Annotated in this window: 20 protein-coding genes and 1 pseudogene; 8 read left to right on the forward strand and 13 right to left on the reverse strand. The window is 73.4% G+C overall.

Going from position 1 to position 23174, the window contains the following annotated elements; genetic code table 11:
* Nucleotides 1–127: 127 nt before the first annotated feature.
* Nucleotides 128–370 (reverse strand): annotated as a pseudogene (locus tag ACGFYH_RS09145) (dihydrofolate reductase); the annotation flags it as partial.
* A gap of 87 nt (nt 371–457) precedes the next feature.
* Nucleotides 458–832, reverse strand: a complete 375-nt coding sequence (locus tag ACGFYH_RS09150) for a VOC family protein (protein WP_393802473.1) — start codon at nt 830–832, stop codon at nt 458–460.
* A 97-nt stretch (nt 833–929) separates the two neighbouring features.
* On the opposite strand from ACGFYH_RS09150, the gene ACGFYH_RS09155 reads away from it, so the two are divergent.
* On the forward strand, nt 930–1907 hold the full coding sequence (locus ACGFYH_RS09155; RefSeq protein WP_393802474.1) for a helix-turn-helix transcriptional regulator: 978 nt from the start codon (nt 930–932) through the stop codon (nt 1905–1907).
* 30 nt (nt 1908–1937) lie between these two features.
* Here the strand turns inward: ACGFYH_RS09155 and ACGFYH_RS09160 are convergent, their stop codons facing one another.
* The 5 genes from ACGFYH_RS09160 to ACGFYH_RS09180 all read right to left on the reverse strand — a co-directional run bounded on the left by ACGFYH_RS09160 (nt 1938) and on the right by ACGFYH_RS09180 (nt 7985).
* Nucleotides 1938–2240 carry a hypothetical protein gene (locus tag ACGFYH_RS09160; protein WP_393802475.1) on the reverse strand — a complete coding sequence of 101 codons (303 nt, stop codon included), beginning with the start codon at nt 2238–2240 and terminating at the stop codon, nt 1938–1940.
* A gap of 544 nt (nt 2241–2784) precedes the next feature.
* Complete coding sequence (locus ACGFYH_RS09165) at nt 2785–4158, reverse strand: AAA family ATPase (RefSeq protein ID WP_393802476.1); 1374 nt, start codon at nt 4156–4158, stop codon at nt 2785–2787.
* On the reverse strand, nt 4155–5762 hold the full coding sequence (locus ACGFYH_RS09170) for a hypothetical protein (RefSeq protein ID WP_393802477.1): 1608 nt from the start codon (nt 5760–5762) through the stop codon (nt 4155–4157). Before ACGFYH_RS09170 ends, ACGFYH_RS09165 begins: the two co-directional genes overlap by 4 nt.
* The gene (locus ACGFYH_RS09175; protein WP_393802478.1) at nt 5753–7123 is read right to left on the reverse strand and encodes a hypothetical protein; all 1371 of its coding nucleotides are present in this window, start codon (nt 7121–7123) and stop codon (nt 5753–5755) included. The genes ACGFYH_RS09170 and ACGFYH_RS09175 overlap by 10 nt, the downstream gene beginning before the upstream one ends.
* Entirely contained in the window at nt 7020–7985 is a 966-nt protein-coding gene (locus ACGFYH_RS09180; protein WP_393802479.1) for a phosphatase PAP2 family protein, read from the reverse strand. The genes ACGFYH_RS09175 and ACGFYH_RS09180 overlap by 104 nt, the downstream gene beginning before the upstream one ends.
* A gap of 196 nt (nt 7986–8181) precedes the next feature.
* On the opposite strand from ACGFYH_RS09180, the gene ACGFYH_RS09185 reads away from it, so the two are divergent.
* The gene (locus ACGFYH_RS09185) at nt 8182–8778 is read left to right on the forward strand and encodes a histidine phosphatase family protein (RefSeq protein ID WP_393802480.1); all 597 of its coding nucleotides are present in this window, start codon (nt 8182–8184) and stop codon (nt 8776–8778) included.
* A 193-nt stretch (nt 8779–8971) separates the two neighbouring features.
* Here the strand turns inward: ACGFYH_RS09185 and ACGFYH_RS09190 are convergent, their stop codons facing one another.
* On the reverse strand, nt 8972–10375 hold the full coding sequence (locus tag ACGFYH_RS09190; protein WP_393802481.1) for a hypothetical protein: 1404 nt from the start codon (nt 10373–10375) through the stop codon (nt 8972–8974).
* A 271-nt stretch (nt 10376–10646) separates the two neighbouring features.
* Between ACGFYH_RS09190 and ACGFYH_RS09195 the strand changes: the two genes are divergently transcribed.
* Nucleotides 10647–11027, forward strand: a complete 381-nt coding sequence (locus ACGFYH_RS09195) for a hypothetical protein (protein ID WP_393802482.1) — start codon at nt 10647–10649, stop codon at nt 11025–11027.
* A 349-nt stretch (nt 11028–11376) separates the two neighbouring features.
* Nucleotides 11377–12246, forward strand: a complete 870-nt coding sequence (locus tag ACGFYH_RS09200; protein WP_393802483.1) for a spermidine synthase — start codon at nt 11377–11379, stop codon at nt 12244–12246.
* 31 nt (nt 12247–12277) lie between these two features.
* On the opposite strand, the gene ACGFYH_RS09205 is transcribed toward ACGFYH_RS09200, so the two are convergent.
* Nucleotides 12278–12865 (reverse strand): hypothetical protein, encoded by a 588-nt coding sequence (locus ACGFYH_RS09205; RefSeq protein ID WP_393802484.1) that lies wholly within the window; start codon nt 12863–12865, stop codon nt 12278–12280.
* Between the two features lie 119 nt (nt 12866–12984).
* Between ACGFYH_RS09205 and ACGFYH_RS09210 the strand changes: the two genes are divergently transcribed.
* The 3 genes from ACGFYH_RS09210 (at nt 12985) to ACGFYH_RS09220 (ending at nt 16726) form a co-directional block, all read left to right on the forward strand.
* Nucleotides 12985–13674, forward strand: a complete 690-nt coding sequence (locus ACGFYH_RS09210) for a response regulator transcription factor (protein WP_393802485.1) — start codon at nt 12985–12987, stop codon at nt 13672–13674.
* Nucleotides 13671–15119, forward strand: coding sequence for a sensor histidine kinase (locus ACGFYH_RS09215; RefSeq protein WP_393802486.1), 1449 nt, complete (start codon nt 13671–13673; stop codon nt 15117–15119). Before ACGFYH_RS09210 ends, ACGFYH_RS09215 begins: the two co-directional genes overlap by 4 nt.
* A gap of 137 nt (nt 15120–15256) precedes the next feature.
* Nucleotides 15257–16726: a cellulose binding domain-containing protein gene (locus ACGFYH_RS09220; RefSeq protein WP_393802487.1), complete on the forward strand. Its 1470-nt coding sequence runs from the start codon at nt 15257–15259 to the stop codon at nt 16724–16726.
* Nucleotides 16727–16826: 100 nt separating this feature from the next.
* Here the strand turns inward: ACGFYH_RS09220 and ACGFYH_RS09225 are convergent, their stop codons facing one another.
* The 4 genes from ACGFYH_RS09225 to ACGFYH_RS09240 all read right to left on the reverse strand — a co-directional run bounded on the left by ACGFYH_RS09225 (nt 16827) and on the right by ACGFYH_RS09240 (nt 21670).
* The gene (locus tag ACGFYH_RS09225) at nt 16827–18266 is read right to left on the reverse strand and encodes a GH1 family beta-glucosidase (protein WP_393802488.1); all 1440 of its coding nucleotides are present in this window, start codon (nt 18264–18266) and stop codon (nt 16827–16829) included.
* A 135-nt stretch (nt 18267–18401) separates the two neighbouring features.
* Nucleotides 18402–19313, reverse strand: a complete 912-nt coding sequence (locus ACGFYH_RS09230; protein ID WP_393802489.1) for a carbohydrate ABC transporter permease — start codon at nt 19311–19313, stop codon at nt 18402–18404.
* A gap of 12 nt (nt 19314–19325) precedes the next feature.
* The gene (locus ACGFYH_RS09235) at nt 19326–20339 is read right to left on the reverse strand and encodes a carbohydrate ABC transporter permease (protein ID WP_393802614.1); all 1014 of its coding nucleotides are present in this window, start codon (nt 20337–20339) and stop codon (nt 19326–19328) included.
* 5 nt (nt 20340–20344) lie between these two features.
* Nucleotides 20345–21670: an extracellular solute-binding protein gene (locus ACGFYH_RS09240; RefSeq protein ID WP_393802490.1), complete on the reverse strand. Its 1326-nt coding sequence runs from the start codon at nt 21668–21670 to the stop codon at nt 20345–20347.
* Between the two features lie 363 nt (nt 21671–22033).
* Here ACGFYH_RS09240 and ACGFYH_RS09245 point away from each other — a divergent pair, with 363 nt between their 5' ends.
* On the forward strand, nt 22034–23089 hold the full coding sequence (locus ACGFYH_RS09245; protein WP_393802491.1) for a LacI family DNA-binding transcriptional regulator: 1056 nt from the start codon (nt 22034–22036) through the stop codon (nt 23087–23089).
* Nucleotides 23090–23174: the final 85 nt, after the last annotated feature.

Consider the following 23174-nt stretch of genomic DNA (forward strand, 5'->3'; position numbering starts at 1 on the left):
CGCGGGTCGCTTCGCGACGTAACAGGAGGGTGTCTCCGGTTATTCCCCGGCGGGGCGCCCGGAGGGCGGCGGGGAGCACGGTGGGGGGCGGAGACGGGGAGGGCGAGCCGTTGGAGCGGGAGGACGGGCGGGGCAGCGCCTTCCAGAGGGCGGCCCGCGCGAGCTCCGAGTCGTCGAGCGACTCGTCCTGTTCGGCGGTCTCCCGGTCCAGCGTCGTCTCGTACAGCCGCCGCCCCATCAGGTGGACGCCGGTCCGTCGCAGCTCGTCGGTGAAGGAGCGGAAGACCTTCCCGTCCGGATCCGTCCAGCCGAAGCCGCCGTCCGGCCCGACGATGTAGCCGTCGGGAGAGACGCTCATCGGACAGGTCATCCTGTGCACCAGAAGACCTCCCCGGTGACGGCTCCGACCCTACGACGCAGGCGTGGAAGAGGTGACGGCGACGCCGTTCGCGGGTGGTCACGCCACCTGGTCGACGGGTGAGACCCGGATCAGGTTGCCGTCCGGGTCGGTGACCACGAAGGTGCGGCCGAAGACCTCGTCGTGGGGCTCCTCCACCACGGCGACGCCCTTGGCGGCCCACTCGGCGTGGATCGCGTCGACGGCCGCGGCGGCGCCCGGCACCATCAGGCCGACCTCCGAGGTGCGCGGCGTCTGCGGCGCGACCCGGTCCCGGCGGCCGCTCCAGACGGCGAACAGCACGCCGGGCGCGACCTCGAAGGGGACGTAGCGCGGCGTGGTGACCACCGGCTTGATGCCGAACAGGTCGGAGTAGAACGCGGTCGCGCGCTCTACGTCGCTGACGTAGACGAGGAAGAGGTTGGGTGCGGACATGGGTATCGGCTCCTTCCGAGCGGCCGCTCGGCCGCTGGTGTCAGCCTCGCCTGAGAACATGACAGAAGCTGTCGTGTTCGGACGAGGGAGCTGTCGGATGAGTCGGCCGCAGCGTTTGATCGAGCTTCTCGCGGCGTTGCAGGCGCGCCGGCGGACCACGGCCGAAGCCCTGGCCGAGGAGCTGGGGGTGTCGACGAGGACCGTTCTGCGGGACGTACGGGCGCTCGTCGACGCCGGGATTCCCGTCTGCACCGAGCGGGGCAGGTACGGCGGTATCAGTCTGCTGCCCGGTGACCAGGCGGACCTGTCGAAACTGACGACCGGCGAGGCCGATCTGCTGCGGGCGGTCGGGCTCGATCTCGACCGTGCCCGTCAGCTCGGCGGCGAGGCTGCCGCCCGGTCGGCGCTGCGCAAGCTCACACCACGTCGGGCACTGCCGCCCGCCCGGGACGGCCTGCCGCTGGCGCTGACGGACGTGATCGTGATCGACAACCGGCCCTGGTTCGAGGATGCCGCGCCCCTGCCCGACGTCGCGGGCCTGGTGCGGGACGTGCGCATGGCCAGGCGGCTGTGGATCGTGTACCGGCGCAGCGGCGCCGAGTCCGCGCGGGAGCTCGTGGTCGACCCCTACGGGCTCGTGCAGCGGGGTGGGCGCTGGTACCTCGTGGCCGACCGGGACGGTGAGCCCCGGCTGTTCGCACTGTCCCGCCTCCAGCACTGGGCCCTGCTCGACAGCGACCGCCGACTGCGGCCCGGCGCCGACCTCGCCGGCACGGCGCGGAAGCTGGGTGAGGAGCTGGAGAGCAGAGACCGTGTCGTGGTCACGGCGCGCCTCGACGCGGGCAGCCTCGACCTCGCCCGCCGCGTCCTGGGCGCCAGGCTCAAGGAGGCGAGCGACCGGGGGGACCACGGGCGGGTCGAGATCACCGTGGCATACGACCAGGTCGACGGGGTGCGGCAGTTGCTCCAGTTCGGCGAACACATCGAGGTCGTCGCCCCGGAGCCCGCCCGCAGGCTGGTCGAACGGCTCGCGACGCATCTGGCCCGTACCCACCCCCCTGTCGCCGAGACGTGAACACTTCGCACGTATCTGTTCATGCGCCGCTCAAACGAGCTTCCGAAGGACAGAATCCCGCCCCTGTCCTCGCCGCGGCGACCGCTCCCCCCACGGCGCGACGTCCTCCAGGGCGCGGCCGCTCGTCTCCGGCGCCCAGGCCGCCGCCGACAGGGAGCCCGCGACGGCGACGACCGCCGGGGTCACGAACACCGTGCCGATCGCGCCGCCCACGCGGCAGCCCAGCGCCCTGATCAGGGCGGGGAGCAGCTCCGCGTGTACGGGCAGGGGCAGTCCGCGCAGGCCGCCGTCCTTGCCCGCGGCCGACCGGGTGGGCCGGGGCGGGGACGGCAACGGGGCGCCGGGAGCTTCTCGGCCGTCTGCTCGACCGACCCCATGGTCGCCGGAGCCTTCTCGCGGCCGCCGTGGTCGGCGAGCCACCGCGGCGACTCCGGAACCCAGCGGGCGAGGACGATGCACGGCACGCCCCCGTGAAGGTGGCCGAGGACGGCACCTCGCCGCCCTGACGACCGTCGGCTCGATCGGCATCCTGATCGGCGCCCTCGTCCCGGGCAGCCTCGTGGACCGGACCGGACCGGACCGGCCGGGTGTGGGGCACCTTGCCTCGGACGAAACGGACGCCATGAACGGCTCGGGCGAGGTGCAGAGCGTCAGGGCCAGGTTGCACGGGCCCACAGGCCGACGCAGCCGTTTGCCGGGCCGGTGTGGCGGCGGTGGTCGGGGGCGCGGGGTCACCCGGTGCTCCCCGAGACGCGCGAGCACCGCGTGGTTCGCCTCCCAGCCGTCCGGGCTGTGTCCATCGGCCGCCTGCGGCGGTGTGCCGGACTCCGTCCGGCGGGGTGGGGGCGTCACACTCGGGCCGGTGTGGCGGCGGTGGTCAGGGGCGCGGGGTCACCCGGTGCTCCCCGAGACGCGCGAGCACCGCGTGGTTCGCCTCCCAGCCGTCCGGGAACTTCACCAACGTGCCCAGCTGGACCGGTTCCGTGGACGGATAGTCGTCCAGCAGTTCGCCCACCCCAGCCCGGCAGACCACGATGCACGCGTGCCGGTGCCGGGAGGCGAGGACGCACAGGCGGCCGGTCTCCAGGTGGAAGGCGGTGGCGTCGGGGCGGCCGGAGAGCGGGTGCAGGACGACCGTGACGTCGTACTCGCGGCCCTGGAGCCGGTTCGCCGTGTCCACGGTCACGTCGCTCACCCCGAGGCCGGCGAGCGCCGAGCGGACCGCCGCCGCCTGGTCGCGGTGCGCGGTGCCCACGGCGATGCGGGCGGCGGTCAGGGGAGCGGGGTCCGGTGAGCGCTCGGACGTCGCCCGGCCGTCCCGGTCGAGGAGCCGCCGGACCACCGCCGCCACCGCGCGCACCGCCTCCGGGTCGGTACGCGGCGTGTGCCGGGCGGGAAGCTCCAGCAGGCCCCAGCCGGCGGCGGCGGCCTCGTCGATCACGCGGTCCGCGCCCGAGCCGTCCGACGGCACCGTGAAGGCCAGGCTCCGCTCGCCGTGGTCCGTACCGCTGCGGAACGGCGTGTACGGGTAGAAGGCGTCGGAGACCAGGCGGGCCGCCGACGCGGGCAGGCGCCAGGACACCGGAAGGCGGTGCTGGGGGAGGGCGGGGTTGTGGGCGAGGAGCGTCGTCACGGCGGACGCGGACGGGTCGTAGGCCAGGCCCGCCCACTGCTCACTGCCCACCGTCGAGAACGGGTCCAGCTGACCCGGGTCGCCCACGAACAGCGCCCGCTCGAACAGCCCGGCGACCGCCAGAAGCGAGTCCGAGCGCATCTGGTACGCCTCGTCGACGATCGCGTGCCGCCACTGCTCGTCCACCTCGACGTGCGCCCACTTCGCGGCCGTCGACAGGACGACGGCCTGCCCGGCGAGGTCGGCGGCCTTCGCGGACTTGCGTACGTTCGCCAGCGCGTCGAGCGCCTTGTCGTACGGGTCGGCGTCGCTGCTGTGCAGGCGGCCCACCGGGAGGTCCGGGTTCTTCTCGGCCAGACGCAGGACCAGGTCGTCCACCTGCGCGTTGGTCTGGGCGACCACCATCAGGGGCCGGCCGGCCTCGGCCAGCTCCAGCGCGGCCCGCACCACGAGCGTGGACTTGCCGGCGCCGGGCGGGGAGTCGACGACGACACCGCGCTCCGTGCCGTGCAGGGTGTCGTGGAGGATCGCCGCGGTGGCGCGGGCCGCCTCCGCGCCCGGGGCGAGGGCCGGAGCGGCAGCTCGGCCGGCGTGTGCCGTGGGGGCCTCTGCGGTCACAGCACGTCCTCCTCGGTCTGGGCGTCGGCGGCCTCCGGCACGGCGGCCGTCACGCCGGGCGGGCCGCCGTGCGTCCACGGGGTCTGCTCCGGGTCGGGGAGCTTCGGGCCGCCCCGCTGTTCGTGCTCGAAGAGGGTGAAGCAGACCAGGTCGCCCTTCTCGGGCACCGACCCGGCCTCCGGCTCCCTGCCGCGGCCCATCTTGTCCGTGATCCGCAGGACGACCGTCCCGTCGTCGGGATCGCCCGCCGGCCCGACGTACTCGGCCGCCTGCGGCCTGCCGCCCAGCGAGCGGTAGACCTTCACCCGCTCGCCCAGGTGCGGGCGGTCGTCCGTGCGGACCGTGACCAGCGGGCGCGGACCGGGCCGCTTGCTCTCGCTGTACGCCATCACCACGTCGACGACCTCGCCCGCGAACGCCTCCCCGGACAGCCGCCGCCCGGCCATCACCAGCGGATCGTCCAACGCCTCCTGGGCCTCCAGACGTGCCTGCTCGCGCTCACGCGTGGCCAGCTTGTTCGCCGCCGTCACCGCGTCGTCACGGCGCGGCTGCGGAGGCTCGCCGGCCAGGACACGGTCGCGGTGGGAGGTGAACGACCAGCGGTCGCGGACCCAGCGCTCCCCGGCATGAGCCCCTTCCGGCAGCTCCCGCAGCAGGTCCAGGCCCCGCCACACCGAGTCCCAGGTGGGCCGCGTACGGCTCTCGACCAGGGTGCGGATCTCCCGCTCGGCGGCCGTGAGCGTGCCAAGCCGTTCGTCGGCCTCCAGGCCGTCCTCGGCGGCGGCCAGCGCGGTGCGGGCCCGGTCGTAGCGCTCGATGGCGGGGGCGAGCAGCTTGTTGTCGAAGGCCGGGTCCGTCGCCGGGCCCGCGGGCGGGCACAGCAGCTGACCGCCGGCGTCGCGCGCGAGTTCGGCACGGCGCGCGGCCTGCGCTCCGGTCGGCTCCCCGTCGCCAGGCGCGATCCACGCGAGCAGTGCCCCCAGGTGCTGGTCCTCCAGGGTGGACTGCCCGGTCGCCCAGTGCCGGCCCAGCAGGTCGGTCATGGCCAGGAGGAGCGAGGAGCCGGGCACGCGGGCCCGCTCGCCGTAGTGGGTCAGCCAGCGGCCGAGCAGCGGCACCCGCGGCGGCGCGGGGTGTGGGGTCTCCGGGTCCTGCTCCGCCGTACGCCGAAAGCGCATGGAACGGCCCAGCAGGCGTACGAAGTCGATGCCCGCGCGGCTCGGCACGACCAGCTGCGCGGCATCCGCGCACAGGTCGACCTCGACCTTGACCCGCTTGCCCGTCTCCGGGTCGGTCTCGGTGCGCTCGGCGGCCTCGACGCTCTCCGCGCAGGCCTCGACGTGCGGCAGCACGATGTCGGCCAGCTCGGCGAGGAAGGTGAAGCGCAGGTCGCGGTCGCGGGGCTGCGGCACGACCAGCAGGTGCGGCGCGTCCCGGTCGGTGCCGACCAGCGCGCCGAGCGGGGCGCCCGCCTCACCGGCGGTGATCAGCGGGACGAAGACCAGCGGACGGCCGGACAGATGCCGGTGCCGGACGGTGGCGGAGGGCTGGGCGCGACCGGTGCGCACGGCCTCCAGCCGGGCGAGTGTGGTGATCAGCGACACCCGGCCACCCCGCTGGCCCCGGCGTCGGTCACCCGGCTGGCCCCGGCGTCGGTCACCCGGCTGGCCCCGGCGTCGGTCACCCGGTTGGCCTCGGCGTCGGCCTTCCCGCCGAGTCCGGCGCCGGTCTTCCCATCGAGTCCGGCGCCGGTCTTCCCGCCGAGCCCGGCACCTGCCGCCCCGCCGAGCCCCGCACCTGCCGTGGCGAGTGCCTCGGCGCGCAGCCGGGCGGCCCTGCGCAGTGCGGCCACCGTCGGATCGTCCGGGCCGCCGGCCTCTCCGCGGGCCGCGGCCAGCACGTCCTCGACCGTCGACAGCCCGCCCAGTTCGGCCCGGACCGGGCGGCCCAGGGAGGTCACCGCACCGGCCTCGCGGGACCGGCCACGGCAGTGGAAGGCCAGCTCGCAGGCGGACAGGCACTCGGGTGCGTACGCCGCCGGGACCGACTCGACCGCCGCCACCAGCTCCTCGGCCGGCAGCTCGGGGGAGAAGCAGACACCCTCGGGCAACGCATCGGCGATGTCCTCGATACGGGTCAGTCGGGCCAGCTGCCGGCCGGTGACCGCGCGCTGCTTGCGCACGTCGACGGCGGACGCGGCGGGCAGGTTGGAGAAGTCCCTTGGGCAGACGAGCAGGACGCGGTGGCGTACCCGCGGGGCCGGGTCCAGACGGGCGGCGACCCGCTCCAGGGCCAGCACGTACACCGCGGCCTGCCGTGCGGCGGCGCCGACCTTCGCCGGGTCGGCGGAGCCGTCCAGCATGGGGAAGGACTTGATCTCGACGACCGTCCAACTGCCGTCCGGATGCACCACCACGGCGTCCGGCTCCAGGAAGGCGGGCGAACCGGCGACCTCGAGGGCGAGCATCGGATGGTCGAGCAGCGTCCACGTACCGGGGGTGCCGGTGGCCTCGCGCAGGGCCAGTGACGTCCGCGCCGCGCGCCCCTCGGGGCCGGTCGCGGACAGGTCGGGCACCTGGGCGTCGGCGGGCGGCTCGGCACCCCGGTCCAGCTTCTCGTGCGCGAGCCGCAGCAACTCGGCGCCGCCGTCCGCCTTGACCCTCGCCTCGAAGGCGTTGCCCCGCGTGAAGGCGAACTGCGACTGTCCGAAGACCGACGGCGAGCCCAGCGCACTGGCCAGCGAGGCCTTGTCCACCCCGGCGCCGTCGAGGATCGCCCGCCGCTGACACCCCGGATTGGCGGCGAGGGCGGCCAGGGCACGCGCGTCCAGCGCCTTGGCCGGTACGTCGGGACCGCGCAGCTCAGCGAGCCGGTGCCGGAGTCTCGTCCCCCGCGTCCGAGGGGGCGGTGTCCGGCTCGGCTCCCGGTCCGAACCGCTGCTCGCGCTGCCGTGGAAATCGCTCACCCGCGGAAGTCTGGCATCCGGCACTGACAATCGGGGAACCGGCGCCGTCCGGGGCGGACGGGGAAGCGGTCGCCTCCGGTGCGAAACGGGCCGTGAGCCGGGTCCGCAGCCGCTCCGCGGTCCGCAGCACGAACGGCGTCAGCAGCAGCCCCGCGCCCATCACGGCCGCACCGGCGGCCGCGTCGAGGAAGTAGTGGTTCGCGGTGCCCATCACCACGACCGTGGTCACCAGCGGGTAGACGACACCGGCCACCTTCGCGGTGCGCGTGCCGCCGTGGCGCCACAGCATCACGCCGCACCACAGTGCCCAGCCGACGTGCAGGCTCGGCATCGCCGCGTACTGGTTGGTCATCCCGCCCAGGCCGCGCGGCGCACTCGCCTCGCCGCCCCACCAGCCGTACGAGCTGAACTGGGCCATCGTGTCGACGAAGCCGTGACTCGCGTCCAGCAGCCTGGGCGGGCAGGTCGGCAGGAGCGTGAAGCCGATGAGTCCGATGAACGTGGACGCCATCAGCCAGGTGCGGGCCGCCCGGTACCGCACGGCGCGGGAGCGGAAGATCCAGATCAGGATCGCCGGGGTCACCAGGTAGTGCAGCGACGCGTACCAGAAGTCCGCCGGTACGCCGATCCAGGGCTGGTCGGTGAAGAGGCGGTTGAGCGGGTGCTCCGCGTTGAGGAGGAGCGCCTTCTCGATGTCCAGGATGGCCAGACCGTGGTCGACGGCGTCGGAGACCTCGCCCCGCACGAGCAGGCGCCCGGCGCTGTAACAGGCGTACACGAGGACGATGAGCGGCAGCTCGGTCCACCAGCGCAGCCGAGGATTCGGGGCCGCCTCGGTGCCCGGTTTCTCGGTGTGCGGCAATCCGATCGCCCTCCCCCTTCTCGTTACTGGCGCGCCTGGACGGACACGGGCGAGCCACTCTACGGCCTCCCCGCGTCCGCTCCGCGAAGCGCCCTCGGACCGGAAAGACGCCGGAATCGCCCCCCGGGTTGCCCGCACGGACAGTACGGGATGATGGAGGAGTCCCCTCAGACATATCTCCCGGAAAGGCCTCTTCATGGCACCGCGCATCCTGCTGGCCCGGCACGGACAGACGGAGTGGTCGCTGTCCGGCAGACACACCGGCAGGACCGACGTGCCGCTCCTGGAGGAGGGACGGCGCGGCGCGAAGCTGCTCGGCGAGCGGCTGCACCGGGCGCCGCTGGACGGGCTGCCCGGCGTGGAGGTGCGGACCAGTCCGCTGGTCCGCGCGCGCGAGACCTGCGCCCTCGCGGGTTTCGGCGAGCGCGCCCGCGTGTGGGACACGCTGATGGAGTGGGACTACGGGGCGTACGAGGGCATGACGCCGGAGCAGATCCAGGCCGTCCGGCCCGGCTGGCTGATCTGGCGGGACGGGGCCCCGGACGGGGAGAGCGCGGCGGACGTCACCGCACGCGCGGACGAGGTGGTGGCGTGGGCGCGGGAGGCCGACCGTGACGTGCTGGTCTTCGCCCACGGGCACGTTCTGCGGTCGATCGGGGCGCGGTGGCTGGGCCTGCCGGTGTCGTTCGGGGCGCGGATACGGCTGAATCCGACGTCGCTGTCCGTGCTGGGGTGGGCTTACGGGGAGCCGGCGCTGGAGAGCTGGAACGATTCGGGGCATCTCGTCGGCTGACGGGCCCGTGCCGGTGACATGCCGGTGACGGCGGTGCCCGGTGTCGGGGCCGGGCGACGGTGGGTGCGCGGACCGGCGTCGCGGATGCCTCTCCGCGTACTCTGCCGGCTCGGCCGTTCGGGCACTGGGAAAGGCACGCTGCCCGCAGCCGGGGCGGCGTGCGAGCGCCGCAGTGATCAGGCCGTGAGGGGCGTCATGCCGACCGCGGCAGCGCCGCGTGGCGGTCCAGGAAGGTGGAGACGTCCGAGGCGCGGCGGTGGGGGAGGAGGACCCGGGCCGTTCCGGCCAGCATCGTGTGGATGCGGGAGGACTGGACCTCGCCCAGCAGGTCGAGGACCCGCATGCCCGCGCCCGCCGCCTCGTCGGGGCGGCCGCCGCGGGCCAGGTCGTCGGCCAGCTCCGCCGAGTACAGCGCGAGGTTCCGGGTGAAGTGCGGGTCCTGCAGATCCGCCGCCCGCCGCGCGTGCCGGGCGGCCCGGGGCCAGTCGCCCAGGGTGGACCAGCACTGGGCCTCCAGCCCCTCCAGCTCGGCCTCACCGTAGAAGCTCATCCACTCGGGGTCGGCGTCCGAGCGGCCCCGCTCGAAGAAGGCCTGCGCGCGGGCCAGCGCCTGCTCGCAGCCGACACGGTCCGCGAGCCCCGCCCAGCCACCCGCCTCGCGCAGCGCGAGCAGGGACATCAGCCGGTCCGAGCCCAGCGGGCCGGCGGCGCGCCGCGCGGCCTGGGCCGCCCGTACCGCCTCGCGCGGCCGCCCGGCGTCGCGGGCCAGGAACGCCATGTTGCAGAAGGCGTGGGCCTCCAGGCCCGGGTCCCCGTTCAGCCGGGCCGTGGCCAGGGCCTCGGCGTAGTGGGAGCGGGCGTCGTCGAAGCGCCCCGAGTCGTGTGCCAGCCAGCCCACGGAGATCGCCAGTTCACCGGCGCCCGTGCAGAGCCGGTCCGCGGTCGCCTGCCGGGAAGCGCCGGCGTCCAGGAGCGCGTACGCGGTGCGCAGCGGGGCCGCCGCGCGCCGGTAGAGACCGTCCGCGCCGTGCCGGTCGTCGAGCAGCCGGATCCGGCGGACGGCTTCCTCGAGGGCGCCGGCCTCGCCCGCCCCGGCCCGGCGCACGGGGTGCCCGGCCGCCGCGGCGTCGAGGGCGGGCCCCAGGGGGCCCAGCGAGGCGGCGGCCACCGTGGCACCGCTCGTGATGAATGCGCGACGCAGCACGTCGCTCTCCTCGTTGTCGTCGTGCGTCTCGTACAGGTCCTGCGTGTCGTGCGTCTCATACGGCTCGCCCGCCCCTCGCGACTCACCAGCGGTGCGCGCCTGGCGTCCGCGTACCGACGAGCGGGACGCGAACCCCAGGTCGGTGAGCGTGCGGCCGGGGAACATGTGCAGGAACACCCGCTCGTACGCGTAGTTGGGACAGCGGATCTCGCCCGCCTCGACCCGGCCGACGTAGCGCGCGTCGCAGCTGACCCGCTCGCCGATCTCGCGCGCGGCCCGGCGGACCGCCGCCGCGAACTCCGCAGGGGAGCGCTTGCCGCGCAACCGCCGGAAGGCGAGGTTCGGCCGCGGGGGCCGTTCGGGCTGGGCGGAGGTCGCCGTTGACGACGCCATGGCCGGGTCCTCTCGTGCGAACCGTCGAACCATGCCGGAAGAGGGCGCAGCCCTGTTTCCGGCGAGCAAGAACGTACCGGCTGTGACGGAGCTGCCACGCACGGTTTGGCTGCAAACCGGATATCTCATCCACGATCTGCCATGAAGTGCCATCCTTCGCGGCTGCCTTGTGCCGTAGCCGTTGACGCTCCGCCGCGTTGAACCGGGCGGACCGGGAGGCCCCCGACTCCCGACCGCTCGTCCGAGGAGGAGTTTCGTGGTGGAGGCCGGGATGGACACCAGCATCAGCGATTCCCCCTGCGACGCCTGTGACGTCGTCACCGTGCCGACCCGGCAGGGTCTGGAGGCGGTCGACATCCTCAGGCGGGGAGCCGGTGAGGGGATGGGCTCCGTGCTTCACGACGACGGCTGCGACACGCTGGGATTCCTGGTGCCGCCGGGCACCGCCGCCGCCTGGGACGTGCCGGGCAGTACCTGCACGGAGACGGACGGCCGCGGGCTGCGCGTCGTCCCGGCGCCCGAGCCGCCCGTGGAGGGCTCCGACTGGCTGCTGCCGCCCGGCGAGGCGGACCTGGCGACCGATCCCGCCGTACTGCGGGCCGCGCTGGGCGAGGCGGCCCGGCTCATCAGGGCCGCGGACAGCTGCCGCTGAGCAGCCTGTACGACCGTTGCCCGTTGCCCGTCTCCCATACGACCGCTGCCCGTGCCCGGCAACCGGTGTCCGGCGACCCGCGACCCGCGACCGGTGTCCGGCGACCCGCGACCCGCGACCCGCGACCGGTGTCCGGCGACCCGCGACCGGCGACCGGCGACCGGCGACCGGTGTCCGGCGACCCGCGACCCGCGTCCGGCGACCGGTGTCCGGCGACCCGCGACCCGCGACCGGCGACCGGTGTCCGGCGACCCGCGACCCGCGACCGGCGACCCGCGACCGGCGACCGGCGACCGGCGACCGGCGACCCGCGACACGCGACCGGCGACCGTGGTCCGATAATGGACCGATGGGAAAGTCCAGGAACACCCGCCGCGGACGCGCTGCCGCAGAGGCCGTCGTCGAGGACGTCGACGGAGGACGCGCCGAGCTGGTCCCCGACCGGGACCGGCCGCGGGCCTGGACGCTGCTGATCGACGGCGCCCCGCAGTCGCACGTCGACCTCGACGACCCGGCGTACCTGTCCTTCGAGTACCAGCGCCGCATCGGCCACGTCATCGACCTGGCCGCCGCGCCCGGGAAGCCCGTGCGGGCCGTGCACCTCGGCGGCGGTGCCCTCACCCTCGCCCGCTACGTCGCCGCCACCCGCCCCCGCTCGACCCAGCAGGTCGTCGAGCGGGACGCCGCCCTCGTCCGCCTGGTCCGCCGGGAGCTTCCCCCGGACCCCGGCGCGCGGATACGGGTGCGCTCCACCGACGCCCGCGCCGGGCTGGCCAAGGTGCCCGACGGCTGGGCCGGCCTGGTCGTCGCGGACGTCTTCGGCGGGGCCCGCACCCCGGCCCACCTGACCTCCGGGGAGTTCCTCGACGAGGTACGGCGCGCGCTCGCGCCCGGCGGGGTCTACGCCGCCAACCTCGCCGACGGCCCGCCGCTCGCCCACCTGCGCGGCCAGATCGCCACCGCGGCCGGCCGGTTCGCCGAACTCGCCCTCGTCGCAGACCCGGCCGTACTGCGCGGCAAACGCTTCGGCAACGCGATCCTGGTCGCCTCCGACCACCCGCTGCCGATCGCCGAACTCACCCGCCGCGCCGCCTCCGACCCGCACCCGGCGCGGGTGGAACACGGCCGCGCGCTCACGGACTTCACCGGCGGCGCCGTGCCCGTGACGGACGCGGCAGCGGTGGACTCGCCCGCGCCGCCTGACTCCGTGTTCAGGTGAGCGGCGCCCCGCGGCCGGCCGGACAGCCGGCTCAGTAGGTGCCGACCTCCACCCGGGGCGGCCCGTCGTGCCAGGTGCAGAACACCGACACCCGGTCCGCGCCCGAGGCGAACTCCACCCGGATCCACGACTCCGTCTTCCACACCTGCATCGACCAGCCCGCACCCGGCGTCGCCGACACCAGGGACGCGGACGACGTGCCGAGGTCGAAGACCGCGCGGCCCCCGTCGGTGTCGTAACTCCTGACCCGGCCGGACGCCGCGGGGGCGGAACTCGCCGGGCCCTCGGGCGGTGCGGTGGACGCCGCGGCACGCGACGGGGTGGGTTCGCGCGTCGTCCCGCCCGGCGCCGGCGCCGCACTGTCCGAGGGCGAGGGCGAGGGTGAGGGCGAGCGCGAGGGCGGCGGCCTGCCGGTGGACGACGCCAGGGACCCCCCGTCGTCGCGCCCGTCGCCGCGCTCACCGTCCCGCACACCGGCGTCGGCCGCCGTGATGGGCAGTGCGCGGGGGGCGTCGTAGGCGGTGCCCGCCATCACCGCGTGGACGCCCCACCACGACAGCGTGACCGCCGCGCCGGTGGCGAGCAGCCAGGCGATCAGGTGGACGAGTCCTCTGCGCATCGCGGCCATACTGCCTCACGCGCCCCACGCGTGTCGCCAGAACACGGTGTGACGGTGACCCGGACGGGGTTGTCCACAGGCCCAGGCCGGGCTGCTCCGCATGGCGTACGGTGCCGCCCATGGCAAGTGTGCTCGTGGTCGAGGACGACCAGTTCGTACGCTCGGCGCTCATCCGGCATCTGACCCACGCCTCGCACACCGTGCGCAGTGTGGGTACGGCGCTGGAGGCGCTGCGCGAGGTCGCCCATTTCCGGTTCGACGTGGTGATCCTGGACCTCGGACTGCCCGATCTGGACGGTTCCGAGGCGCTGAAGATGCTGCGCGGCCTCACCGACGTACCGGTGATCGTCGCCACCGCACGCGACGACGAGGCGGAGGTCGTACGGCTGTTGAACGCGGGCGCGGACGACTACCTCACCAAGCCCTTCTCCGTGGAGCACCTGTCGGCCCGGATGGCGGCCGTACTGCGCCGGGCCCGCGGCGGCCCCGCGGAGGCGGCGCCGTCGACCGTCATCCGGGTCGGCGGCCTCACCGTCGACCCGTTGCGCCGCCAGGCCGAACTGGACGGCGTGGAACTGGACCTGACCCGCCGCGAGTTCGACCTGCTCGCCTTCCTGGCCGGGCGGCCGGGGGTCGTCGTCCCCCGCAAGGAACTGCTCGCCGAGGTCTGGCAGCAGTCCTACGGCGACGACCAGACCATCGACGTCCACCTGTCCTGGCTGCGGCGCAAGCTCGGCGAGACCGCGGCCCGGCCGCGCTATCTGCACACCCTGCGCGGCGTCGGTGTGAAGCTGGAGCCGCCACGATGAGATGGGCCCTGGTCAAAGTCTCGCTGGCGGTCACCGCGATGGTCGTGGTGGCCTTCGCCGTGCCCCTCGGACTCGTGATCCGGGAGATGGCCCGCGACCGCGCCTTCTCCAACGCCGAACGGGAGGCCGCCGCCGTCGCCCCGGCGCTGTCCATCACCACCGACCGCGAGGAGTTGGAGCGCGTCGTCGCCTCCGCCGCCTCGGACGCGGGGATGGCCGTGCACATACCGGCGTCCGGTGCCGGGCCGGGTACCGGTTCGGGCGCCGATTCCGGTGCCGGGACCGGCGGCGCCACGGACATCGGCCGGCAGCGCGCCACCGACGCGGACATCGCCGCCGTACGGGAGATGGGGCGGGCCTCCACCGCCGAGGTGGGCGGCGGTTCCACCCTGCTCCAGCCGGTCGCGCTCAGCTCCGGCGAGATCGCCGTCGTCGAGGTGTACGTCCCCGAGTCCGAGGTGACCAACGGCGTCGGCACCGCCTGGGCGGTGCTCGCCGCGGTCGGCGCCGCCCTGATCGTCGGTTCCGTCGCGGTCGCCGACCGGCTGGGCGTACGGATGGTGCAGCCGGCGCGGCGCCTGGTCGAGGGCGCGCACGAGCTGGGGGAGGGCAAGCTGGGTGCGCGGGTGCCCGTGGAGGGGCCGGACGAACTGCGGCGCGCGGCGGTCGCGTTCAATTCGATGGCCGACCAGGTCGTCCAGCTCCTCGCCAACGAACGGGAACTGGCCGCCGACCTGTCCCACCGCCTGCGCACCCCGCTGACCGTGCTGCGCCTCAACACGGCCTCGCTCGGCGACGGTCCGGCCGCCGAGCAGACCAGGGCCGCGGTCGAGCAGCTGGAGCGCGAGGTCGACACGATCATCCGTACCGCCCGGGACGCCAAGCCGCAGACGGCCGCCGCCGGTCCCGGCGCCGGGTGCGACGCGGCCGAGGTGGTCCGGGAGCGGATGGGGTTCTGGTCGGCGCTGGCCGAGGACGAGGGCCGCAAGTGGCGGGTGGCCGGCGCGGACCGGCCGGTGCGCATACCCGTCGCCCGTACCGACCTGGCCGCCTCCCTCGACGCCCTGCTGGGCAACGTCTTCCGGCACACCGCCGAAGGCACCGCCTTCGCGGTCGACCTGCACAACGGCGAGGACGCGGTGATCGTCCTCGTCTCCGACGCGGGCCCGGGCATACCCGACCCCGAGGCGGCGATGGCCCGCGGCCGGGGTTCGGGCACCGACGGGTCGACCGGGCTCGGCCTGGACATCGTGCGCAGGCTGGCGGAGTCGACCGGCGGCGACGTGCGCATCGGCTCCTCCGTGCTCGGCGGCACCGAGGTGCGGATCTGGATCCAGCTGGACGGGCGGACGGCACCGGTGCGGCGCGGTCACCGTGGGGCCGTAAGGCGGCGTCGGCAGTCCCGGCCGGCCGCGACCATTAATCGGTCCCGATCTCTTCCTTAAGCCCACCCTAAGATCGCCAACTCCCGCCCGGATGAGGCGCTTTGCCCGTTTCCGGCCCGCTAGCGTGCTGCCGCACCCCCACTCCGCCCCCGCCGGTCTCCCGCGGGGGCACCGTGAACAGCGAAGGCAGGCACGTGATGCGCACGCACCGACGCAAGGTCAGTGGCAGGAACAAGGCGATCGGCGCCCTCGTCGCGGCGGCCGTGGCCGGTGGCGGGGCGCTGCTGTTCACCAGCACCGCCCAGGCGGCCTCGGTCGGCGCCGCGTACACGAAGACCAGCGAGTGGTCGACGGGCTACACCGCGCAGTACGTCGTGACCAACACCAGCGGGCACGCGAAGACGGACTGGACGCTGGAGTTCGACCTGCCCTCCGGCGCGAAGCTCGGCTCGCTGTGGAACGCCGAATCGAAGACCGACGGACAGCACGTCACCGTGACCCCGCCCAAGTGGGACACGGACGGTCTGAAGGCCGGCGAGTCCGTCACGGTCGGCTTCGTCGTCAACGGCACCGCCGACCCGACCGGTTGCCGCGTCGACGACGCCGCGTGCTCGGCGGACGACGGCGCCACCCCCGAGCCCAGCGGCCGCCCCACCGAGACCCCGGCCCCGACCCCCACACCGGACCCCACGGCCACCGACACCATTGAGCCGTCCCCGACCGGCACCGCCACCACCCCCGCGCCCACCAGTACTCCCGGCAACGGCACGGCCGCGGGCGCCGGGTTCGCGCCGTACGTCGACACCTCCCTCTACCCGGCCTTCGACCTGCTCGCGAACGCCGAGGCGACCGGCGTGAAGGACTACACCCTCGCCTTCGTCACCGACGGCGGCGGCTGCACCCCCAAGTGGGGCGGCGTCACCGACCTCGGGAACGACGCAGTCGCCGGCCAGATAGGCGCCCTGCGCGACAGAGGCGGCGACGTCCGCGTCTCCTTCGGCGGCGCGTCCGGCTCCGAACTGGGCACGACCTGCACGTCGGCCGACGCGCTGACGGCGGCGTACGGCAAGGTCGTCGACGCCTACCGGCTCACCAAGGTCGACTTCGACGTCGAGGGCGGGGCGCTGCCCGACACGGCCGCCAACACCCGCCGCGCCCGGGCCATCGCCGCCCTGCAGAAGCAGCACCCCGGCCTGGACGTCTCCTTCACCCTCCCGGTGATGCCCGAGGGCCTCACCCAGGCGGGCGTCGACCTCCTCGCCGACGCGAAGAGGAACGGCGTGGACGTCGACACCGTCAACATCATGGCGATGGACTACGGCCCCGCGTACAGCGCCGACATGGGCACCTACGCCGAACAGGCGGCCACCGCCACCCAGGCCCAGATCAAGGGCGTCCTCGGACTGTCCGACGGCGACGCCTGGAAGACGGTCGCGGTCACGCCGATGATCGGCGTCAACGACGTCGCCTCCGAGGTCTTCCGGGTCGAGGACGCCGCCCAGCTGGTGGAGTTCGCGAAGTCCAAGGGCCTCGGCGGACTGTCGATGTGGTCCTCGACCCGTGACAAGGCCTGCCCCGGCGGCCCGAAGCCCTCGGCCGACGCCACGTGCAGCTCCGTCGACCAGGAGACGAACGCCTTCTCCAAGGCGTTCGCCGCCTTCGAGTAGGGCCGGGCTCCCCCCACACCGGCCCCACGAGCGGGGCGCGGCATCCCCCCGTCGGATGCCGCGCCCCGCGCCCTTGTCCCGCCGCCCGCTTCCCGCGGGACTACTCGGCCGACTCCACCGGCGGGAGCGCCCCCGTGCGGGCCGCCCGCCCGTACCACAGGGCACTCGACTTCGGGGTGCGCTGCTGGGAGACGTAGTCGACGTAGACCGCGCCGAAGCGCTTCTCGTAGCCGTAGGCCCACTCGAAGTTGTCCAGCAGGGACCACAGGTAGTAGCCGCGGACGTCGGCGCCGTCGGCGATGGCCTGCCGGACCGCCGAGAGGTGGCCGTTCAGGTAGGCGACCCGCTCGGGGTCGTGCACCGAGCCGTCCGCGCCGGGCTTGTCGTCGTAGGCGGCGCCGTTCTCGCTGATGTACAGCGGCATGCCGGGGGCCTCCCGGTCGTAGCGCATGATCAGCTCGTGCAGGCCGGTCGGGTCGACGGTCCAGCCCATCTCCGTGCGCTCGCCCGGCGGCTGGTGGAACGCCACGTCGTCCGCGGCGGGCCACGGCGAGTGGTCGCTCGCCCCGTGGCCGTCGGCGCGCGGGGCTCGCGAGTCCGCGTCGGCCGCCGACACCACCGTGGGTGTGTAGTAGTTGAGGCAGATCGCGTCGATCGGCCGGCGGATCTGCTCCAGGTCGCCCTCCTGGACGTACGACCAGTCGGTCAGCGGCGCCGTCGCCTCCAGCAGCGACTGCGGGTAGGCGCCGTGCAGGATCGGGCCGTGGAAGATGCCGCCCGACAGGTCGTCGATCTTCCGGGCCGCCGCCAGGTCCGCCGGGCTCTTCGACAGCGGACGTACGACGGACGTGTTGAGGCTGATCGCCACCGAGTTGCGGGCCGGCATCACCGAACGCAGCGCCGCCGTGCCCAGGCCGTGCGCCAGGTTCAGGTGGTGCGCGGCGCGCAGCGCGGCCGCCGGGTCGGTACGGCCGGGGGCGTGCACACCGGAGGCGTAGCCCAGGAAGGCGGCGCACCACGGCTCGTTCAGCGTGATCCACTGCTCCACCCGGTCGCCGAGCGCCTCGCCGACGATCCGCGCGTACTCGGCGAACCGGTACGCCGTGTCGCGCTCGGGCCAGCCGCCCGCGTCCTCCAGCTCCTGCGGCAGATCCCAGTGGTAGAGGGTGACGGCCGGCTTGATCCCGGCGGCCAGCAGCTCGTCCACCAGGCGGCGGTAGAAGTCCAGCCCGCGCTGGACGGCGGGGCCGCGGCCGGTCGGCTGCACCCGGGGCCAGGAGATGGAGAAGCGGTAGGCGCCGAGGCCCAGGTCCTTCATCAGCGCCACGTCGTCGCGGTAGCGGTGGTAGTGGTCGACAGCGATGTCACCGGTGTCCCCGCCGGCCGTCTTCCCGGGTGTGTGGCTGAAGGTGTCCCAGATCGAGGGCGTACGGCCGTCCTCCCGCACCGCGCCCTCGATCTGGTACGCCGAGGTGGCGGCGCCCCACAGGAAGGCGGGGGGGAAGGTCACCGGGGTCACCGGCGTTGCGGACTCAAGCATGGAAGCGCTCCCATATCGGGTCGTGGCGGGGTCGTCCCGGTCGTGGCGGACCGACCGGGGGGACCGACGAGGAGGAAGGACGAGGGGGGAAGCCCGGGCCGGGGCGGCGGTGACCCGGCCCCGGGGGTGAGGTTGTCAGCCCTTGACGGCGCCCTGCATGATGCCGCCCACGATCTGCTTGCCGAAGATCGCGAACACCAGGAGCAGCGGCAGCGTACCGAGCAGCGCCCCGGCCATGATCAGGGACTGGTCCGGGGTGTAGCCGCGGCCCAGTCCGGCGAGGGCGACCTGCACGGTCGGACTGCCGTTCTGCGTCAGCACCAGGAACGGCCACAGGAAGTCGTTCCAGGACTGCACGAACATCAGCATGCCGAGCACGGCCATCGCGGGCCGCGCCGCCGGGAACACCACGTGCCAGATCACGCGCCAACTGCTGGCGCCGTCCACGCGCGCGGCCTCGATGATCTCGTCCGGCAGTGCCTGGAGCAGGTACTGCCGCATGAAGAACACGCCGAACGCGTTCACCAGGGACGGCAGGATCACCGCCTGGAGCTGGTCGGACCAGTCCAGCTTGGCGACCATCATGTACAGCGGGATGATGCTGAGCTGCGGCGGCACCATCATCGTGCCGATGACGATCAGCATCAGCGCGTTGCGCCCGCGGAAGCGCAGCTTGGCGAAGGCGAACCCGGCGATCGTCGACAGGAACACGATGGTGAACGCCGAGATGCCGGCCACGATGGTGGTGTTGAGGAACGCCTCGCCGAGGTTGGCGTCGCTCCAGGCGACCTCGAGCTTGTCGAACAGGTTGCCGCCGAACCAGAAGGGCGGCGGTGTCTGGGCGAGCCGCTGGTTGTCGCGTGAGGCGGCGATCGCCGTCCACACCAGCGGGAACAGCGAGCCGATGGTGAACAGGGCGAGGATGAGGTAGGCGATCGGCCCGGCGTGCAGCGTACCGCCGGCCCGGGACGCCCTGGAGCGTCGTCGGCCCCGCCGGGGCGGCTCGGGTGCCGCGTCGGCCGGGGGTTTCGTCATGGTCGTCGTCACGGCCGGTTCTCCTTAACTACTGGCGCGCAGCCGGCGCGAGATGACGGCGTTGAGGATCCCGATCACGATGAGGATCAGGAACATCGCCCAGGCGATCGCGGAGGCGCGGCCCAGGTGCTGGTTGACCCAGCCCTGCTCGTACAGGTACAGGCCGAGCGTCTGGAACTGGTGCTGGGAACCGCCCGAGGCGCCCTTGTTGGCGTCGAACAGCAGCGGCTCGCCGAAGACCTGCGAGGCACCGATGGTCGACACGACGACCGTGAACAGGATCGTCGGACGCAGCGAGGGCAGCGTGACGTGGATGAACTGCCGCCAGCGGCTCGCGCCGTCCAGCGCCGCCGACTCGTACAGGTCCTGCGGGATCGCCTGCATCGCCGCCAGGTAGATCAGCGCGTTGTAGCCGGTCCAGCGCCAGATGACGATCGAGGACACGGCGAACTTCGACGCCCACGAGCCGTTCTGCCAGTCGATCTTGTCCAGGCCCACCATGTCGAGGACCCAGTTGATCATGCCGTAGTCACGGCCGAAGAGCAGCACGAAGACCAGCGAGGCCGCCGCGATCGACGTCGCGTACGGCGCCAGCATGACGACCCGGTAGAAGGTCGAGGCACGCAGCTTGTAGTTGAGGATGTGGGCGAGGCCCATCGCCATCAGCAGCTGCGGCACCGTGGAGATGATGCCGATGTACAGCGTGTTCTTGGCGGCGTTCCAGAAGAAGTCGTCGTCGAAGATGCGGGTGTAGTTGTCCAGACCCGTCCACTTCATGTCGGTGGGCGCGGTCAGCTCCACCGTGTGCAGCGAGGCCCAGCCGGTGTAGATCAGCGGAAACAGGCCGAAGGCCAGGAAGAGCAGGAAGAAGGGCGAGACGAACGTGTACGGGCTCCAGCGCATGTCCCGCTGCCAGCGGCGGGAGAGCTTGTCCCGCTTCTTCCGCTCGGCCTCGGCGGCCCCCCTGTCGCCGGGCGGGCGGCCCGGGGCCGCGCCCCCCTTGACGGGGGACGCGGCGGTGTCGTGCCGGGTGGTCATTCCGGTCACTTCTCCAGGTTGTTGTCGATGGTCTTCACGGCGTTGTCCCAGGCTTCCTCGGCCGACTTGCCCTGGGTGACGAGGATGACGCCGTTGTCGGTGAGACCCTGCTGGATGATCTGGTCCTTCGGGCCGATCACCTGGGTCGGGATCTGCTCGGCGGCCTTGGCGAACAGCTCGCCGATCGGCGCGTCACCGGTCATGTCGTTCTTGCCGCTGGTCACCTGGGGCAGCTTGTACGCGGCGGGCGCGCTCGGGAAGCTGCCCATCTTGGAGAACAGCTTGGCCTGCTGCTCGGGCGCGGTCAGCCAGGTGATCAGCTTCTGCGCCTCCTTCACGTGCTTGCCGCTCTTGGGCACGCCCAGGAAGGTGCCGCCCCAGTTGCCGGACTTCGGTGCCTGGGCCACGTCCCACTTGCCGGCGGACTCCGGCTGGGACTTGGCCTTGATGGTGCCGAGCATCCACGGCGGGCAGGCGACGGTGGCGAACAGGCTGTTGGAGATGGTCTGGTCCCAGGCCGGCTGGAACTGGGTCTGCGACTGGACCAGCCCCTTCTCGGCCGCCTCGGCGGTCAGGTCGAAGGCCTTCTTGACATCCGGGTTGGTCTTGTAGATGACCTTGCCGGAGGAGTCGTAGAACTTCTCGTCCTCACTGCTGAGCATGGCGTTGATCAGACCGCCGGGGGAGTCCATGAAGTAGGTGTCCTTGCCGGCACCCTTCTTGTACTTCTCACCGGCCTCGATGAACTTGTTCCAGTCCCCGGCCCACAGCTTGGAGACCTCCTCGCGGTCGGTCGGCAGGCCGGCCTTCTCGAAGAGGTCCTTGCGGTAGCAGATGGCCATCGGGCCGATGTCGGTGCCGAGGCCGATGGTGGCGCCGTCCTTGGTGGTGGCCTGCTGCCACTTCCAGTCGAGCCAGTTGCCCTTCTGGACGCCCTCGGCCTTGGACATGTCCTCGAACTTGTCCGCCTGGGTGGCGACGACCTCGGCGATGTTGCCGACCTCGATCGCCTGCACGTCCTGGAGGCCACTGCCGGTGGTGAGGTGGTTCACCAGGGCGGGGTAGTAGTTCTCGTTCCGCTCGGTGACGTTCTCCTCGATGTTGATGTCCGGGTTGAGCTTCTCGTACTCCTCGTAGAGACCGGCCTCCTTGAAGCCCATCGTCCCGAACAGACCGAGGGTGACCGTGGTCTTGCCGCTGCTGTCGCCCGACGACGAGTTGTCCTCGTCGTTGCCGTCGTCGGCACAGCCGGCCAGCAGCCCGGCGCCCAGCGACGCGATGGCCGCCATGACCACCACCTTGCGGGCGGATCGTGTACGTGCTGCTCGCATTGGGTCCTCCTGTTGCCCTGACGTGCCGACCCCCCGGCCAACTACTTGGTTGGGCCCGCTGCTTCATGTCGTTCGTTCGTCGCTGCGGCTCGGGCGGGGAACGTGCGGGATGTGTATGTGCCAGGTAGTGTGGGAGCGCTCCCACAAGTGATGACTTGAAGAGTCCCGGGTCCGGGCGGGGGTGTCAAGGGAACGGACGCGACGAATCGCGTTCAGTTATCGGCCTGTTAACTGGACGCCGCGAGCGGCGCGGAGACACCCCCGTACGGCGGTGGAGGGACCGGAGTCGGTCATTACACCCGACCGGCCTGTTAAATTCCAGGCCAGCCGCAGAGTGCGGGGTGTCGACGGGAGGCAGAGCCGATGGCAAGCCACGGAGCGCGTGGGCGGAGCGGGGGCCGACCCACCCTCGAAGAGGTGGCGGCACGGGCGGGCGTCGGCCGCGGCACGGTCTCCCGGGTGATCAACGGCTCGCCCCGGGTCAGCGACGCGACCCGGGCGGCCGTCGAGGCGGCGGTCGCGGAACTCGGCTACGTCCCCAACACGGCCGCCCGCGCCCTGGCCGCCAACCGCACGGACGCGATCGCCCTGGTGGTGCCGGAACCGGAGACCCGGTTCTTCGCGGAACCGTACTTCTCGGACATGCTGAAGGGTGTCGGCTCCGAACTGTCCGACACCGAGATGCAGCTGCTGCTGATATTCGCGGGCAGCGACCGGGAGCGGGAGCGGCTCGCCCAGTACCTGGCGGCGCACCGGGTGGACGGCGTCCTGCTGGTCTCCGTGCACGCCGACGACCCGCTGCCCGACCTGCTGACCCAGTTGGAGATCCCCGCGGTGATCAGCGGTCCGCGCTCGGCCGCGGAGTCACTGGCCTCGGTGGACTCGGACAACTACGGCGGCGCCCGCTCGGCCGTCGAGCACCTGCTGTCCCGGGGGCGCGGCCACATCGCCCACATCACCGGCCGCCTCGACGTCTACGGTGCCCAGCGGCGCGTCGACGGCTACCGCGACGCCCTGCGGGACGCGGGCCACGACGCGGACGAGGGGCTGATCGAGGCGGGCGACTTCACCGAGGGGGGCGGGCACCGCGCGATGGTGGAACTGCTGCGCCGCCGCCCCGGACTGGACGCGGTCTTCGCCGGTTCGGACGTCACCGCGGCGGGCGCCCTCCAGGCGTTGCGCGAGGCGGGCCGGCGCATCCCGGACGACGTGGCGCTGGTCGGCTACGACGACTCGGCCATCGCCCGTCATATGGAGCCGCCGCTGACCAGTGTGCGCCAGCCCATCGAGGAGATGGGCCGCGCGATGATCGACCTGCTGCTGGCCGAGATCGCGGACCGCCGTCCGGCCGCCTCACGGGGGCTGGAGCGGCACCAGGTGGTGCTGGCGACGGAGCTGGTGGAGCGCAGGTCGTCCTGAGGCCGGGCGTGGGGTCGCGCGGCCGGGGGCGCGCCCCGGCCCCCGCCCCCCAACGGCGCGCCGGGCACCCACGACAGCCGCGGCG

Source organism: Streptomyces sp. NPDC048392, assembly GCF_043200575.1.
Taxonomy (GTDB): Bacteria; Actinomycetota; Actinomycetes; order Streptomycetales; family Streptomycetaceae; genus Streptomyces.